A 15,729-nucleotide genomic window follows, 5' to 3' on the forward strand; every position below is an offset into this window, starting at 1 on the left:
CTTTCGTTCAGCGGCTGTCAAGCGTTCACTGGTCTGTCAGGCGGACATCGCACCGACGAGTTGTGTGATGTCGGCGACGCCCTGTCGCATTGCCCAATCGGCGAGGCCGGATGCGACTTTGATGGGGCTTCGGGGGTCGACGAAGAGGGCGGTGCCCATGCCGACTGCGGTTGCGCCTGCGAGGATGAACTCCGCGGCGTGCTGCCAGCGGAGGACGCCGCCGAGGCCGATGATCGGGATGCCCGCGGGCTTTGCGACATCTTTGTAGACGAGGTGGATGAGGCGGACGGCGATGGGGTGGATGGCGGGACCGGAGAGGCCCCCGGTGGTGTTGCTGAGGCGGGGCTTTCGAGACTCGACATCGATGGCCATGGCGGGCATGGTGTTGGAGATGCAGAGGATGTCGGCTCCGGGCGTGTTGTTGGGGCCTCCGGGGCGGGCGCGGGCCTCGATCGCGGCGCGTGCGATGTCGAGCATCGGCCCGAAGACGAGCGGGGAGAGCTTGACGATCATGCGCTTCGCGGTGAGGGTGGCGCGGAGTTCGGCGATGAGGTCGCGGAGCATGTCGGGAGATTCGCCGAAGGAGGTGCCTGTGTGGACGTTGGGGCAGGAGACGTTGATCTCAACGGCGGGGAGGCCCTCGGTCTTGTTCATCGCTTCGGCGACGGCGACGTAGTCGTCGATCGAGAAGCCGGAGATGGAGCCGAAGGGCGCGAGCCCGATGGCGGCGGCGCGGTTCGCGATGGAGGGGGCGAGGTCGCGCGACCAGGCGTCGAGGCCCATGTTGGCGAGCCCGACGGCGTTGAGCATGCCCGAGTCGCTCTCGATGATGCGCCAGGTCTCGTGGCCATCGCGCGGGAGGCGCGTGATGGACTTCCCGATGACGGCACCGACGCGTCCGAGGTTCAGGGCGTCCTGAAACTCGTCGAGGTAGCCGGCGGTGCCCGCGGCCAGAATGACCGGATTGCGCAGGGTGAGCCCCGCGAGATCGGTCCTGAGGATCGGATCGGTCGGGCCTTTGGCCATCGGCCAAGCGTAAGCAGCGCAGGAAGGCCCCGACGGGCCATAGCATCGAACTACCAGCAGCAGCATTGGAGCACACGCATGGATCTTGCCGCACGCATCGCGCAGTTCGAGAACATGGTCCAGGCCGACCCTGAGAATGACATGGCTCATTTCTCGCTCGGGAGCGCGTACGCGCAGTCGGAGCGGCACGCGGATGCGGCTGCGAGCTTTGCGCGGTGCATCGCGTTGAATCCTTCGATGAGCAAGGCGTATCAGCTTGCGGGGGAGTCCCTGATCAAGGCCGGGCGGAGTGAGGAGGCGGGGGACTTGCTCACGAAGGGGTATGTGGCGGCGGCGACGCGTGGGGATCTTCTGCCGAAGAACGCGATGGGGGCGATGCTCAAGCAGATCGGGCGTCCGGTGCCTGAGGTGACGGCGCCGGCGACAAGCGCGGGTGCGGCGGCGGGCGCGGAGGGGTCGTTCGTGTGCAAGCGGACGGGGAAGCCGGGGACGAAGATGGCTCGCCCGCCGTTCAAGGGTCCCGTGGGCCAGTGGATCTTTGAGAACATCTCGAAGGAGACGTTCGATCAGTGGATCGGGCAGGGGACGAAGGTGATCAATGAGCTGCGCCTGGATCTCTCGCGGGATGAGGATAACGAGACGTATGACCGCCACATGCGCGAGTATCTCGGGATCGATGACGAGGTGCTGGCGGCGATCCGGAGCTGATGGTGCGTCCGATCAGCTCTGTGAAGAACAGTGCCACAAAGGCATGCCTCAGACGTACCTAACGCCCTGTCATTCAGGCACATGCGCGAGGTGGTGGGTGTCGTCGGGGGGAAGATTGGGACGGAACAGGAAGGGCGGGAATGAACCATTTCGGGGCTGGGGCTGTAACACTTGTTGAAACAGATTCATCTCATCGGCAGGGGTGTCTGCGCTGTTTGTGGCGCACGCCAGCCGGAATTGATCACACGAACTGGGAGAATGACACATGGCGAGTCTGATGCGGACCGGGATTATCGGGGTTGCGATTGTGGGTGCGGCGGCGATGATGGCTGCCGCGGGAGTGCGGACCACGGGCGTTGGGCGGGGCGTGGAGGCCTCGGCGGTGGAGTCGGCGGCGTCGAGCGATTACGTGATCGACGCGGTTCACTCGGCGGTGATCTTCCGCGTGAAGCACAATGAAGCGGCGTACAACTACGGGCGTTTCAACACGATGGACGGTGTGGTGACGTATGACGCGTCATCGGGCGTCACGGGCATCAAGGTGAACGTTGACACGAACTCGGTGGACACCGCGAACAAGAATCGCGACGATCACCTTCGGAGCCCGGATTTCTTCAATACCAAGCAGTTTCCCCGGGCGACCTTCAAGAGCACGAGCGTGAAGCGTTCGGGCGATTCGTCGTTCGAGGTTGCGGGCGAGTTCATGCTGAACGGTGTGACGAAGCCGATCACGGTGACGCTCGAGCACACGGGCAACGGGAAGACCCGCGACGGGAAGGACATCGCGGGATTCGAGACGACGTTCTCGATCGTGCGGAGCGAGTACGGGATGAACAAGTACCTGCCCGGCGTCGGGGACGAGGTGCGTCTGATGATCGGCATTGAGGCTGTCAAGCAGTAAATGACGCGGGCGCGGCCTGACGGTCGCGCCCGCGATTCGGTCACGACTGATTGGTCGGGGGTGAATCGATGCCGCCTGTTTCTGAACTCCTGATCGGCGGCGTGTTGCCGGGCGTGATTGCGCTGGTGTTGCTCGGCGTGCCGTGGGTGGTGTTTCGAGATCGTGCGGCCGGCGTGTTGCGGTGGGTTGCGCCGTGGGCGGTCGGGCTGGCGTTCATCCCGGCGTCGATCGTGTCGAACAAGCATGCGAACCTGTGGCCCGTGAATGCGTCGGAGCGAGGACTGGCTGTGCTCGTGGTCTCGCTCGGGTTGGTGATGCTGATGGGCGTGCTGGGCACGGGCCGACTGGGGCTCTGGGGAAAGCGGGCGGGATTGGCGATGCCTGCGAGTGCGGGTGCTTTCGGCGCGTATGCGGTGCTTGTGGCGCTGCATCCGCACGCGGTTTCGACGGCGCTGCTGATCGGCGTGGCCGCGGGCGCGGGGGTGTGGACGGTTTCGGCGTCGATGCTGCTCGGATGGTCGGAGCGTGCATCGCCTGGATATGGCACGCCCGGGATGTTGGCGATCGCGTTGCTTGGGTGCAGTCTTGTGATGCTGTTCTCTGCGATCGGTGTGTACGCGCAGGCGACGGGCGGGCTGGTGGCGGCGATGTCGTCGGCGGCGATTCTGGGGTTGTGGAAGCGGAGAGCCACGCTTGGCGTCGGTGCGTATGCGGTCGCTTTGTCGGTGCTGGCGTACCTGCTGGTCGGGACGTGGCAGTTGTCGGCACGGCCTGCGATCGGTGCTCTTGTGCTTTGTGCGGCTCTGCCCTTCGTTGCGGCGGGGTGCTCTCGGATTGCACTCGGGGGCGCGGGGCGGCGTCTGGTGGCGTGGATTGCGGTTGTTGCGATGACCGCAGGGGCGGCCGGCTGGGCTTTCGCGCTGTATTCTGCGGCGAAGGACGCGAGCCCTTACGGATACTGAGGTGAACGGGTCGTTCGGGGATCAGATCTGGACATCGACGGTTGCGCCGGGGGGGTCGAGTCGTTCTACGCGATCGGCGTTCCGGAGCGCGCGGATGAGATCGCCCATGTCGCCTCGCAAGGGTGAGGTGAACCGCATGGGTTGCTCGGTGATGGGGTGGTTGAAGCCGAGTGTCGCGGCGTGGAGCGCCTGTCGGGCGATGAGCGTGGCGCCGCTGTGGTCGATGAAGGATCGGCCGCCGTACATATCGTCGCCGACGATCGGATAACCGGTGTGGGAGAGGTGGACGCGGATCTGGTGGGTTCGGCCGGTCTTGAGTTCGAGTTCGACGAGTGAGAAGTCCTGATCGCCGACGGCGCGTCGGTTGAACCTGTAGCGTTCGCGGACGCGGCAGATGGTGACCGACGGCTTGCCGAGTTCGTCGTGACGGACGACGTATTTCTCTCGATAGCCCTTCTCTCGCGAGGGGTGCGGTCCTATGGGCGCCTCGATGACATCGACGAGGGGCTCGACGTTTCCCTGGACGATGGCGAGGTAGCGTTTGTCGACGCGGCGATGCTCGAACTGGTGGCCGAGTTTCCAGTGGGCCTCGTCCGACTTTGCGAAGACGATGCAGCCCGATGTGTGTCGATCGAGCCGGTGGACGACGCCGGGGCGAGCGAACTCGTTGCCGACGGTTGAGAGATCGCCTCCGAGCGATGATCGGTTGCGGAGATGCCACGCGAGGGCGTTGACGAGCGTGCCCGAGTGCTCGGCGCGGGCGGGGTGGACGATGATGTCGGGGCGTTTGTTGAGGACGATGATCGCATCGTCCTCGTAGAGCACATCGATCGGGATCTCCTCCGGCCTGATGACGCCGGTGGGCGGGGGAGGGACGACGACCTCGACGACATCGCCAGCGCGGAGGACGGTCGAGGCCTTGGGCTGGCGTCCGTTGACGGCGACTCCCCCACCATCGATGAGCTTCTGGAGCTGGTTGCGCGACATGAAGGTGATGCGCGTCGTGAGGTATTTGTCGAGTCGGGACTTGAGATCGCGGCGCAGCGTGAAGACGACACGCCGGAGTTCGGAGTCGTCGTCCGGCGCACCGGATGAGTCGATGGCGCGCTGGATCGCCTCGGGATCGACCTTGCCGCCCGGGAGGATGAGCCCCGCGTTGGTGCTGACAACTTCATCGGCCTCGGCAGATGCGGAGGGATGGTTGCCTTTGGGCGCGTTCTCGGGCATCGGTCATCAACTACTTGGGGTCGCCCGTCGAGTCGGGCGGGGCGTCGGCGCCGGCCTGCTCGTCGGCCTGCTGATCTGCCTGCTGGTCCGCCGGGGAGTCGGGATCGGATGACTCGTCCGCGTCGGGAGGCGTGACCGGGTCTTCGCCGATCGGGAGCGTCAGACCGGGGGTTGTCGTGACGGTCGGGAGCGTCTGAGGGAGTTCGGATCGGCTGACGAGCGCGGCGGGTTTGACCGGATTGCGGATCGCTTCGATGCGATCGGAGGCGATGCGGACGTGGAGTTCGAAGCCGGCCTGACCGGCGATGGAGCGGACCTGTTCGAGCGCGTCGGTCGCGGCTGCGGTGTCGCCCCGCATCTGGCTGGCGGCGGCGAGGCCGTAGAGGGAGCCGATCGCGTGGATTTCCTGACCAGCGACGCCCCGGGTTCTGTCGAGGACGGTTCGGTAGATCTGTGCCGCGCGGTCCAGGTATCGCTCGCGTTCGGCATCTGAGAGCGTGTCGCCATCGGACTCGACCGTGCCATCGGGCTTGAGCACCGCGCCGGGGCGGAGCCCGGTGCGAATGGACTGGAGGAGTGCATCGGCGGCACCGAGCCGAGCGAGAACCGCGACGCCGGGAACATCGTCGTAGGCCTCTGCGACGTTGAGGAGCGAATCCGGGGAGGCGTTGAGGGTGCCGCCGAGGGAGACGCTCTGGAACTCACGGAACGCGGCGTCGATCTTGGCGAGGCGTTGTTCTTTGAGCTTTCCGAGGCCGATGTAGCCGAGCGCGACAACGGCGATGACGGCCATGATCGGGGTGCTCCATTTCTGGAGGAACCCGATGAACTCCTGATTGAGCCGCGACTCTTCGAGACCGGCTTTCTCACGGATCTGCGTGTGTCTTTGATCGATCGACACGTTGAGTGCCCCTGGTAGATGGCGGACTGCGATGGCTTGAATGAGAAGGATAGGGCGGCACCGCTCGGTCGGCATGCGTGAGGGGTGAGGGGCGCTCGCACGTGAGGGCTAGTGGGTTGGTTGGGGGCGGGGTGGTGTTCTCCAGAAGGCCCAAGCACCGGGATCGGCGAGCGCGGTGTCGGGAACGAGCGTCTGGCGGATCGCTGCGGCGAGTGACCGGATGGAGTGAGGATCGAAGGCCGAGACGCGGATCCCCTCGGGGCCTTGTGACGTGCCGAGATCGGATCGGAGATCGACGGGCAGGACGATTGCGGTGGTCTTCGGGAGGGGCACGCGAGGCGAGGAGGCGTCGCGGCACCAGAGGATGAGGTCCGCGGTCTGGGCGAGTGAGCGTGCGATGTCGATGGCTTCGGCCTCGGCGGGATGGGCATCATCGCGCACGCCGGGTGTGTCGAGGTAGCGGATGACCAGCCCGCCCAGATCGAGCATCGCGCCGACGTGGTCGCGGGTGGTGCCGGGATCGGGAGATGTCATCGCGAGTGTGCGCGTCGCGAGGGCGTTCAGGAGCGTTGACTTGCCGACGTTGGGAGGTCCCCAGGCGACGACGAGCGCGGGCTCCAGGAGATGGCGGAGCATGGAGGCGTGCGCGGGCGTGAGATCGACGCGCGGCGAGAGGTTCCAGCGTCTTGGCTGGTCGAGCAGGAGGTCGATCGCGAGGGGGCTCGCGGCGTGGGCGAGCGCGGATTCGAGGAATGGGGCGGGATCGTCCATGTCCGGACGGAGCGGTTCATGTTCGAGGAGATCGGCACCCGCGTGCCTGATGATCGATGCCACCTGCTTGAGGACAGCAATCCCGCCATGGGGCATCAGGTGTGCTTCGGTCGGTGTCCAGCGCGCGATGACGGCCTGATGTCCCTGGTGGAGTGTCGAGAGACGAGCTTGGCCTGCGCGGACTGGACGAGAGCCCATCTGCTCCAGACATGCGTCGAGTTCGCGTTCGGAGTCTGCGTCGAGTCTGAAGAGGGCGATCGCTCCGGGGAGCCCTCGCGGAGATTGGGAGTAGGCGCGGACGGGCACGCTCAGCCCTCGGCTTCGGGGTGATCACTCTCGTGGTCGTGCATGAGCGCCTCAAAGGCGAGGCGCATGCCGATGAGTTGCAGATCGGGGACGATGTGCTCGACGATGGGATCGGAGGCGAAGATCGCGCCGGCATCGCCGCCTGTGGCGACGACGCGGGGATAGGCGCCGATGACGCCTGCGTACCGCTCGACGAGGCGTGAGACGAGCCCTCTTGTGGCCTCGGCGACGCCGATGGTCATGGCGTGCTCGGTGTCCTTTCCGATGGGTTCGGCATCGATGCGTTCGGCGTCGAAGGTGAGGGAGGGGAGGGCGGCGGTGCCGCGAGAGAGGGCGTCGAGCATCATGCGGATTCCGGGCGCGATCGCGCCGCCCTGGAAGACACCCTCGGCATCGATGTAATCGACGGTTGTCGCGGTGCCGACATCGACGATGACACAGGGACCTTCGGTGCTCGCCCACGCTGCCATGGCGCAGAGGAGGCGGTCTTGGCCGACTTTCTCGGGGTGACGGACGTTTGCGGTGATGGGGATCGGGACGTCGCGCCCGATGCGAAGATGGGGCGAGAGCCACGCGAGATCCTGGCAGGCGGCGAGGATCTTCTCTGATGCGTCGGGGTAGACGGATGCGACGAGGAGGGGGCAGTGAGCGGCTCGGCGTTGCTGCGATGCGAGCCACTCGACGATTCCGGCGGCGTCCGTAGAGGCGAAGGAATGCGCGCCCAGGAGTTCTTCACCCTGAAAGAGGCCGATTCTGGCTCGGGTGTTTCCGACGGCGAGGGTTGCGAGTTGGAGGGGGTCGTTCATCCGGGCCAGCGTATGCAGGGGTGCCGCGGGACGATGCGGGCGGTACAGTTGGCGTGAGAAGCGCGTGCGTTTGACGCGCTACGGAGTCCAGCACGTTGCCCAAGCCACCCAGCACGCAGGCGGATCGGACGATCGAACGGGTCGAGGTCGGGGAGCTGAAGTTCCCACTCGGGGTGTATCCGATCGAGCCGGTGACCTCGCGGATGGGGTACAAGGTGCTGTTTGAAGCGGCGGATACGGATGACGGCTCGGGCGAGTGGGAAGAGTGGCCGGATCGGTATGTGTGGGACATCGTGATCGGTGCGGACCGATTGCGATCGTTGTGCAACTCGCTTTTCCTGATGATGCCGGGGCGGGTGTTCCCGATCCTGGATGTGCTCGGGCATGATGCGTTCAGGGAGATCGATCCGTATGTGGCGTATGAGCTGGTCCCGCTCGACCAGTTCATGGATTCGTCACGCCGGTACGAGGATTACCTGTACGAGGATGGGCTGTGCGGATTCGGGGCGATGTCCGAGGATCCGTTTTTCTATGTGTTTGTGGATGAGCACAAGATCGTGACGGTGCGGGCCGAGCCGCTCATGCAGGAGCGGATCGAGAGGTTGCTGGGTGCTTTTGATCTGGCGGAGGTCGAGGAGCCGGCCGGGGCGGATGCGGTAGCCCACGAACATAGGGGGGTGCTGGTTGCGCCGGACGACCGGCCGGATCTCTTGACGGCGGATGAGGTCGTTGAGCACCTTCGGGACGAGTGGCGGCTGACGCTCAATGTCGATCCGGAGACGAATGTTGATGATCAGGGTCGGGATCTTGGGCTTTGTCCGTGGCGATGCCTGGTGCGAACGAGCCCATCTCTTGATATACCATGGAGTTATGCTGATCTCATCGTGCGTGCGGATTGTCTTGGGCAGGCGGAAGACCTTGCGCTGGATGAGGTTTTGAAGCAGGTGGCGGATGGGGAGGATCTGGATCGAGAGACATCGCTGGTCTTTGCCGATCGTGTGACCGAGCAGGAATTGGACCAATTGCTGGCGGAGTTGAAGGTGGATCGGCTGGACCCTTCCGCGGCAGATACGCCGACGGTGTACTTCTTCCGGTGGCTGCCCTGACCCGGCACTTTGCCTGTTCAGAGTGCCATGGTGGGTATGGCGGGTGAGTCGGCGGGGGCTTCGTTGGAATTTTGATCGGGATGATTCCCTAATGCACTGGGACAGGCGGAACCGGTCGGCTTTGCCGAGCGAAGGGCCGTCCACCTGGCGCGCGAAGGACCGCTGGGGATCCGAAAGCACGATTCCGCGCACGAGCGGTTTGCGTTCGCTAAGGACCCCGGTTATCTTTCCCGTCCCCGGGCGAGGGCCATACCCGGGCGGCGTTCGTTGCGCCCCGGCCCCGGCGTGTACGCGACTTGCGTTCTCGTCGTTGGATTCGTCGTCGTCTCGCTTTCAGCAGCTCAGCGCGTTCTGCACTGGCCCTGTTGTTCCGCCCTTCTTTCTTCGCATGGTCTTGGAGATCGGCATGCACGTGGTGAAGCACCGTTCGGTACGCTCTCTGATCGTCGCCGCTAGCGCCTTCGCGAGCGCGGCTGGCTTGGCTCCGTTCGCTTCGGCGGCTGCATGGGAGCCCCCTGCAACCGCCGCGACGATCGATGCACTTGATCGGGCAGCGGTGTTGCGTTCGGAAGGGCGTCTGGTTCAGGCGCGTGACACGATCATGGCGGTTGTCGGGCGTGATGCCGGGCGATCGCTCTCTGATCCTGAGAGAGCGCGTGCGTTCGAGATGCTGGCCGGGCTGAACCAAGAGATCAGCGGGCTGACGCCTGCGGCTCTGGCGTTGCAGAAGGCGGAGGCGGCGCTGGCGGCTGACGACTTTGCGGCTGCGGAGCGGAGCGCGGGCTCGATCGCGAACCTGCCTGGCGCGACCGACACACAGATCGAGTCCGCGCTTGAGGTCCTTGAGGTGGTTCGCTCGAAGCGTGAGCGGGTGGCGGATCGCGTGCCGACGGCGATGATCGAGATCGAGCAAGCGATGGCGATCCGTGATTACGCGCGTGCGAAGTCTCTGATCGGTTCGGTGCTTCGGAGCGGCGTTGCGTTGTCTCCGGCTGATTCAGCGGCTCTGGATCGTGCTCAGGCCCTCGTGATCGAGCATGAGGATGCATCGGGCTCGCTGATCGATGCCGATGTTGTGTCGCTCGGCATGCTGCAGCCGGGCGTTGTGAAGCGTCGGGATGACATCCCTGCGCCGGTGAACGGATCTGGAACGCCCGAGCCCGCGCAGCCGGGATCGCAGCCCCCTGCGAGCACGCCCCCTGCTGCTGAGCCCGCTCCGGCTCCGGCTGCTGCACCGGCACCGGCACCGGCGGCACCGGCGGCGGCGGCGGCGCCTGCGACTCCTCCTCCTTCGAGCACCGATCTGATCACTCAGGCGAGGATGTTCGAGGCGCAGAGCATGCTTGCGGAGGCGGATCTGGCGTTTACTGAGCGGCGGCTGAACGAGGCCGCGAACAAGTACGCGCGGCTTCAGGGCGAGTATCGGGATCTGCTTTCTGCGGACCAGTCTCGCCACGTTGACGGGCGTCTGACCGAGACGCGGCTGCTGCTGCGCGGTAATGTCGGTCCTGAGCAGGATCTGATCCAGTCGGCCCTGGAGACCAATCGATTCGCGAAGCAGGCGACGCTGGCCGAGTTCAACAACCTGATGTCGCAGTCGAGCGCTTCGCTGCAAACGCAGAGCGTCTCCGAGGCGAGACTTCAGGCGTTGAAGGCCCAGTTGACACTGAAGTCGGCCCGCCAGTATTTCGCCGAGAGCGAGTACGAGGGGCTGATGGCTCAGACGACTTCGCTGCTCGACAAGATCGGCAAGACCGAGGACCAGTTGCGGCTTGACGACATCAAGCGTCGCGAGGCGGACCTCAAGCGTCAGGCGGATGAACAGGCCCGCGCGAGGACGCTGGATCGCGATCGCAAGATCGGTGAGCACATCGATCGCGTGCGTGCGCTGCAGATGGAGATGAAGTACAAGGAGGCCCTGCAGGTCGTTGATCAGATCCTGTTCCTTGATCCGATCAGCCCTTCGGGACTTCTTCTCAAGGACGTGATCACTGCGTTGATGATCTATCAGGAGTTCAACGAGCTGGAGTCTCGTGCAGAGTTGACCCACGCGATGATGCGGCTGAACAACAAGCAAGCGGCACAGATCCCCGGTGCCTCGATCGTGAACTACCCGAGCGACTGGCCCTCGATCTCTTTCCGCCGGGGCGAGATGCAGGCGTTCCGCGAGCCGCCGGAGAACCAGTCGGTTCTGGCGAAGCTCGATCAGACTGTTCAGCAGGCGCGGTTTGCGGATGCGACGATCGAGCAGGTGGTGCAGTTCGTCGAGGCGATCTCGCAGTTGAATATCGACGTCGATTGGGCTTCATTGGAGGAGATCGGCGTCGATCGATCCGCCCCGGTTTCGCTGAACCTTTCGCGCGTGCCGATCCGCACTGTGCTTGACCGTGTGCTGGACAAGGTGAGCCCCGATCGGTTGAGCCGCGCCGCGTGGGCTGTGAATGACGGGATTCTGCAGATTGCTTCGGACGAGGCGCTGCGGAAGAACACGATTCTGGCGATCTACGACATCCGCGATCTGCTGATCGAGGTGCCTGACTTCGACAACGCCCCCGAGTTCGATCTGTCTCAGGTGCTACAGAGCAACCAGGGCGGCGGCGGCGGCGGGGGTCAGAGCCCGTTCCAGAACACGAACAACGACAACAACGATACTCGGCTCCCGCTGGAGGAGCGTCGCCAGCAGATCATCGACATCATCACCCAGAACATCGACTTCGAGGGGTGGACCGACAACGGGGGCGATACGGGGCGGATCCAGCCGCTCGCGGGTTCCTTGATCATCACGAACACGGCCCGGAACCATCGCGAGATCGGCGGCCTTCTGAGCAAGCTGCGTGAGCAGCGGGCGCTTCAGATCAACGTCGAGACCCGATTCCTGCTGGTTTCCTCGGGCTTCTTCGAGCAGATCGGCTTCGATCTGGACGTGTACTTCAACTCGAACAACAACCAGGTTCGCGCTGCACAGGCGAACGACCCGACGATTCAAGGCAGCGACTTCTTCAACTTCGGGCAGGGCGGGTTGCAGCGCAACGTCACGGGAGCAACCGGCACAAGCCAGGGCGTTGTCAATCCTCGCTCGTGGTCACCTATCGGGGCGGGACAGAACTCGCTCGGCCTTGCGGGCGGCCTGTTGAGCGGCGCGTTGCCCGAGGGCAGCGTCGGCAGCGCGGTGATCGGTGCGGCCCCCGCGCTCGGCATTGCGGGGCAGTTCCTTGACGATGTGCAGGTCGACTTCCTTGTGACGGCGACACAGGCCGATCGTCGCTCGGTGCAGTTGACTGCCCCGCGTCTGACGTTCATGAACGGTCAGCGGGCGAATATCTCTGTGGCGACGCAGGTGGCGTTCATCTCTGACTTGACGCCTGTGACGAGCGATTCGGCGGTCGGCTTCGATCCGACTGTCGGCGCAGTGTCCGAGGGTGTGCTGCTCGACGTTGACGGCACGGTCTCGGCGGATCGCCGGTATGTGACTCTGAACGTCCGCACGAATCTTGCCCGTATCGACGGCTTCGCGGAGCGTGCGGTCACAGCGGTCGCGGGCGGCCAGCTGGTGAGCTCTTCGAGCGTCGAATCGTTCGTTCAGTTGCCGACCATCACGGCGACGACCGTCAACACGACGGTCTCGGTGCCGGACCAGGGGACCATCCTGCTGGGCGGGCAGCGTCTTCTGACCGAGGTCGAGGTCGAGACGGGTGTGCCCGTGCTCTCGAAGATCCCGATCATCAGCAGGTTCTTCACCAACCGCATCGAGACGACGGAAGAGCAGACGCTGCTGATCCTGCTCAAGCCGACGATCCTGATCCAGAACGAGGAAGAGGACCGCAACTTCCCGGGTCTGGGCGATGCGACGCGGGCTGGTCTGGCCGGCTGAGAGATGCCTGTGTGAATCGAACCCCGGTGTGAATCAAACAAAGGGGGCGGCCCGAGCGGGTCGCCCCTTTCTCGTTGCGTGTTTTCATGCCCCAACGGTTCGGGGGCACTATGATGGGGATGCGGCAACCCGCCGCGGCGGTTGATCAGTTGGGAGATGCACGCATGGCGGCTTCGGACTCTCGTCTTCGCGTCCGCAAGGATTCAGGGGTCACGATCGTCGAGTTCGTGGACCGGAACATCCTCGATGAGGCGAACATCCAGATGATCGGCGATGAGATCACTTCGCTGATCGATTCGGAGTCTTCACCGAAACTGCTGATCAGTTTCGCGAATGTGGACCATCTGTCTTCGGCGGCGCTCGGCACGCTGATCACGATCAACAACAAGTTGCGCCAGAAGGGCCAGTTGCGGCTCGCGAACATCGATCCCCAGATCTATGAGGTGTTCGTGATCACGCGCCTCAACAACATCTTCAAGATCATGCCGACGACCGAGGACGCGATCAAGAGTTTCGGTTGACTGCGTCGATCGAGCCCCGGTCCCTCGTTGAGCATGCGCTTATGCCACCATCCCACGGTCCTGAATCGATCGAGCGGAAGATCGACCTGACGAATGATCGGGTGCTGATCCATCGCGCCGAGACGGAGGTTCTGGGCGCGCTCGACCAGTTCGGCTATCCGAAGGCGGCGAAGTTTGCGATACGGCTTGCCTTTGAGGAGGCGATCACGAACGCGTTCAAGCACGGCCACAAGGGGCTCTCTGCTTCGGCACCGGTTCGCGTTGAGTTGGCGGTCGGGCCTGACCGGGTGTCAATCGCTGTCGAAGACCAGGGGCCGGGGTTCAGCCCGAGCGATGTTCCGGACCCGACGCTCGACGAGAATCTCGAGGTGCCGACTGGGCGAGGGCTGATGCTGATTCGCGCGTACATGACGCGGCTTGAGTTCAACGATGCCGGCAATCGCGTGAAGATGACGTTCGAGCGGAATACTGCGAGCGAGTGAGGCCGCGGCTGCGGGTCCTTGCTCCGGTGCCTATCATCCATTGCGTTCTAGAATGGAATGATTCTAATTATCAGGACATGCCTATCCGGTTTGCGGACGGGGTGACTTTCGAGAGGTGTGCGATGGGCTTGAAGTTCCCGATTTACCTTGATCACGCGGCAACCACGCCGTGCGATCCGCGCGTCGTTGAGGCGATGCTCCCCTACTTCACAGAGCGGTACGGGAATCCGGGGAGCCGCAACCATAGGTTCGGCTGGGAGGCGGAGGAGGGCGTGGATGCCGCTCGGCAGCAGGTTGCGGCTCTGCTCGGCTCCGATGAGAAAGAGGTCGTGTTCACGTCCGGCGCGACGGAGTCGAACAACATCGCGATCAAGGGCGCGGCGTACATGTACGAGCGTGCGCCGGCGGGCTCTGGTCGGCCTCGCGGGCACATCATCAGCGCGATCCACGAGCACAAGGCGGTGCTTGATCCCTGCAAGCGTCTGCAGAAGGAAGGGTTTGACGTCACGTTCCTCGAACCCGGTTCGGACGGGCTGATCACCGCGGAGATGGTGAGGGGCGCGATGCGCGAGGACACGATCCTCGTGACGATCATGTGGGCGAACAACGAGATCGGGACGATCAATGAGATCCGCGAGATCGGCGCGGTGTGCCACGAGCGAGAGGTGATCTTCCATACGGATGCGACGCAGTGGGTCGGGAAGATGCCGACCGATGTGGCGAAGGACAACGTCGATCTGCTCTCGATGAGCGGCCACAAGATCTATGGACCGAAGGGCGTCGGCGCGTTGTATGTCAGGCGGCGGAAGCCGCGGGTGCGGTTGCAGTCGCTGGTGGACGGAGGCGGGCAGGAGCGGGGCTTCCGATCGGGCACGCTGAACGTGCCCGGGATTGTCGGGCTCGGGAAGGCGGCGGAGATCGCCCTTCAGGAGATGGAGCAGGACGGGCGGCGGTTGCTCGCGATGCGGACACGGCTGGAGAACGCGGTGACGGCGGCCCTGGACGTGGTGCAGGTCAACGGGCATCGCGAGAAGCGGCTGCCGCAGATTACGAACATTTCGTTCGGATTCGTCGAGGGCGAGAGTCTGATGATGGCCGTGAAGGAGATCGCGTGCTCGTCGGGTTCGGCGTGCACGAGCGCGTCGCTGGAGCCGTCGTATGTGCTCAAGGCTCTGGGCGTCGGTGATGAGCTGGCACACTCGTCGCTTCGGTTGTCGCTCGGACGCTGGACGACGGATGAGCAGGTGGACTACGCGGCCGAGGCGATCGTGAAGTCTGTGAAGAAGCTGCGTGATCTGTCCCCTCTGTACGACATGCACAAGGAAGGGATCGACCTCTCCAAGGTGGAGTGGGCGCACCACTGATCGGATTGAATTTGGTTTATTCGGCCGGGCTCGGTCTGGCGTGATACGACGAGGTGAAACATGGCATACGGCGAGAAGATCATCGATCATTACGAGAAGCCCCGCAACGTGGGGAATTTCGGCACGACGGATGAGGTGAAGAAGCGGGCCGACGTCGGCGTCGGGCTGGTCGGCGCGCCCGAGTGCGGCGATGTGATGCAGCTTCAGATCAAGGTGAACCAGGGCACGGGCGTCATTGAGGATGCCAAGTTCAAGTGCTTCGGGTGTGGCTCCGCGATTGCGTCTTCGTCGCTGGCGACGGAGTGGCTGAAGGGCCGCACGCTCGATGAGGGTCTGGCGATCAAGAACACGGAGATCGTCGAGGAGCTGTCGCTGCCTCCGGTGAAGATCCACTGCTCGGTGCTGGCCGAGGATGCGATCCGTGCGGCGATCGCGGACTACAAGCAGAAGAACGGGATCACCGCCGGGGCCGAGCAGGCGGCGGCGCACTGAGGGCAGCGTTTTCGGGATCGGGATTTGACCACGGAGCAGCAGGACACCCTGTTGAATATGTGGGAGACCGGCCGCAACTTCATGCCCGCGCTTGTGAGCGGGACTGTGGGTGCGGCCCTGTGTGGGGCGGGGCTGGTTCTGGCGGTGTTCGAGCTACGGATCTTCTCGGACCGATCCAGAAGCGATTCCGGCCCATCCGACATCCAATAGGTGATGGCCTGTGCCAGTGCGGAACGGGCTTCAGGATCGGCAGAAAGCGGCGTAGAATGAGTGCCGCACAATTGC

14 protein-coding genes are annotated in these 15,729 nt (G+C 64.3%); 9 read left to right on the forward strand and 5 right to left on the reverse strand.

Annotated elements, in window-relative coordinates; translation table 11 throughout:
* Window positions 1-36: 36 nt before the first annotated feature.
* Window positions 37-1,026 carry a dihydroorotate dehydrogenase gene (locus tag KF838_07370; protein QYK49666.1) on the reverse strand — a complete coding sequence of 330 codons (990 nt, stop codon included), beginning with the start codon at window positions 1,024-1,026 and terminating at the stop codon, window positions 37-39.
* A 78-nt stretch (window positions 1,027-1,104) separates the two neighbouring features.
* Between KF838_07370 and KF838_07375 the strand changes: the two genes are divergently transcribed.
* The 3 genes from KF838_07375 to KF838_07385 all read left to right on the forward strand — a co-directional run bounded on the left by KF838_07375 (window position 1,105) and on the right by KF838_07385 (window position 3,597).
* Window positions 1,105-1,734: a Fe(2+)-trafficking protein gene (locus KF838_07375; protein QYK49667.1), complete on the forward strand. Its 630-nt coding sequence runs from the start codon at window positions 1,105-1,107 to the stop codon at window positions 1,732-1,734.
* Between the two features lie 265 nt (window positions 1,735-1,999).
* The gene (locus tag KF838_07380) at window positions 2,000-2,635 is read left to right on the forward strand and encodes a YceI family protein (protein ID QYK49668.1); all 636 of its coding nucleotides are present in this window, start codon (window positions 2,000-2,002) and stop codon (window positions 2,633-2,635) included.
* A gap of 68 nt (window positions 2,636-2,703) precedes the next feature.
* Complete coding sequence (locus KF838_07385; GenBank protein QYK49669.1) at window positions 2,704-3,597, forward strand: hypothetical protein; 894 nt, start codon at window positions 2,704-2,706, stop codon at window positions 3,595-3,597.
* Window positions 3,598-3,618: 21 nt separating this feature from the next.
* Here the strand turns inward: KF838_07385 and KF838_07390 are convergent, their stop codons facing one another.
* The 4 genes from KF838_07390 to KF838_07405 all read right to left on the reverse strand — a co-directional run bounded on the left by KF838_07390 (window position 3,619) and on the right by KF838_07405 (window position 7,608).
* Window positions 3,619-4,824: an RluA family pseudouridine synthase gene (locus KF838_07390; GenBank protein QYK49670.1), complete on the reverse strand. Its 1,206-nt coding sequence runs from the start codon at window positions 4,822-4,824 to the stop codon at window positions 3,619-3,621.
* Between the two features lie 10 nt (window positions 4,825-4,834).
* On the reverse strand, window positions 4,835-5,725 hold the full coding sequence (locus KF838_07395; GenBank protein ID QYK49671.1) for a hypothetical protein: 891 nt from the start codon (window positions 5,723-5,725) through the stop codon (window positions 4,835-4,837).
* Between the two features lie 108 nt (window positions 5,726-5,833).
* Window positions 5,834-6,802 carry a 50S ribosome-binding GTPase gene (locus KF838_07400; GenBank protein ID QYK49672.1) on the reverse strand — a complete coding sequence of 323 codons (969 nt, stop codon included), beginning with the start codon at window positions 6,800-6,802 and terminating at the stop codon, window positions 5,834-5,836.
* 2 nt (window positions 6,803-6,804) lie between these two features.
* The gene (locus tag KF838_07405; GenBank protein ID QYK49673.1) at window positions 6,805-7,608 is read right to left on the reverse strand and encodes a type III pantothenate kinase; all 804 of its coding nucleotides are present in this window, start codon (window positions 7,606-7,608) and stop codon (window positions 6,805-6,807) included.
* Between the two features lie 95 nt (window positions 7,609-7,703).
* Here KF838_07405 and KF838_07410 point away from each other — a divergent pair, with 95 nt between their 5' ends.
* The 6 genes from KF838_07410 (at window position 7,704) to iscU (ending at window position 15,444) form a co-directional block, all read left to right on the forward strand.
* Window positions 7,704-8,714, forward strand: coding sequence for a hypothetical protein (locus tag KF838_07410; protein ID QYK49674.1), 1,011 nt, complete (start codon window positions 7,704-7,706; stop codon window positions 8,712-8,714).
* A 406-nt stretch (window positions 8,715-9,120) separates the two neighbouring features.
* Window positions 9,121-12,585, forward strand: coding sequence for a hypothetical protein (locus KF838_07415; protein ID QYK49675.1), 3,465 nt, complete (start codon window positions 9,121-9,123; stop codon window positions 12,583-12,585).
* Between the two features lie 164 nt (window positions 12,586-12,749).
* A complete protein-coding gene (locus tag KF838_07420) occupies window positions 12,750-13,106 on the forward strand; it encodes an STAS domain-containing protein (protein ID QYK49819.1) in 357 nt (118 codons plus the stop codon).
* Window positions 13,107-13,147: 41 nt separating this feature from the next.
* A complete protein-coding gene (locus KF838_07425; protein ID QYK49676.1) occupies window positions 13,148-13,588 on the forward strand; it encodes an ATP-binding protein in 441 nt (146 codons plus the stop codon).
* A 128-nt stretch (window positions 13,589-13,716) separates the two neighbouring features.
* Window positions 13,717-14,952: an IscS subfamily cysteine desulfurase gene (locus tag KF838_07430; protein ID QYK49820.1), complete on the forward strand. Its 1,236-nt coding sequence runs from the start codon at window positions 13,717-13,719 to the stop codon at window positions 14,950-14,952.
* Between the two features lie 60 nt (window positions 14,953-15,012).
* Window positions 15,013-15,444 carry a Fe-S cluster assembly scaffold IscU gene (gene iscU, locus KF838_07435; GenBank protein QYK49677.1) on the forward strand — a complete coding sequence of 144 codons (432 nt, stop codon included), beginning with the start codon at window positions 15,013-15,015 and terminating at the stop codon, window positions 15,442-15,444.
* Window positions 15,445-15,729 lie beyond the last annotated feature (285 nt).

The sequence above is a fragment of the Phycisphaeraceae bacterium genome (assembly GCA_019454185.1).
Classification (GTDB): domain Bacteria; phylum Planctomycetota; class Phycisphaerae; order Phycisphaerales; family UBA1924; genus JAHBWV01.

Excerpts from the sequence above, each read along its gene's own strand:
- KF838_07415 (QYK49675.1), top strand. The coding sequence starts at position 9,121 with ATGCACGTGGTGAAGCACCGTTCGGTACGCTCTCTGATCGTCGCCGCT.
- KF838_07385 (QYK49669.1), top strand. The coding sequence starts at position 2,704 with ATGCCGCCTGTTTCTGAACTCCTGATCGGCGGCGTGTTGCCGGGCGTG.
- iscU (QYK49677.1), top strand. The coding sequence starts at position 15,013 with ATGGCATACGGCGAGAAGATCATCGATCATTACGAGAAGCCCCGCAAC.
- KF838_07390 (QYK49670.1), bottom strand. The coding sequence starts at position 4,824 with ATGCCCGAGAACGCGCCCAAAGGCAACCATCCCTCCGCATCTGCCGAG.
- KF838_07420 (QYK49819.1), top strand. The coding sequence starts at position 12,750 with ATGGCGGCTTCGGACTCTCGTCTTCGCGTCCGCAAGGATTCAGGGGTC.
- KF838_07370 (QYK49666.1), bottom strand. The coding sequence starts at position 1,026 with ATGGCCAAAGGCCCGACCGATCCGATCCTCAGGACCGATCTCGCGGGG.
- KF838_07375 (QYK49667.1), top strand. The coding sequence starts at position 1,105 with ATGGATCTTGCCGCACGCATCGCGCAGTTCGAGAACATGGTCCAGGCC.
- KF838_07405 (QYK49673.1), bottom strand. The coding sequence starts at position 7,608 with ATGAACGACCCCCTCCAACTCGCAACCCTCGCCGTCGGAAACACCCGA.
- KF838_07380 (QYK49668.1), top strand. The coding sequence starts at position 2,000 with ATGGCGAGTCTGATGCGGACCGGGATTATCGGGGTTGCGATTGTGGGT.
- KF838_07425 (QYK49676.1), top strand. The coding sequence starts at position 13,148 with ATGCCACCATCCCACGGTCCTGAATCGATCGAGCGGAAGATCGACCTG.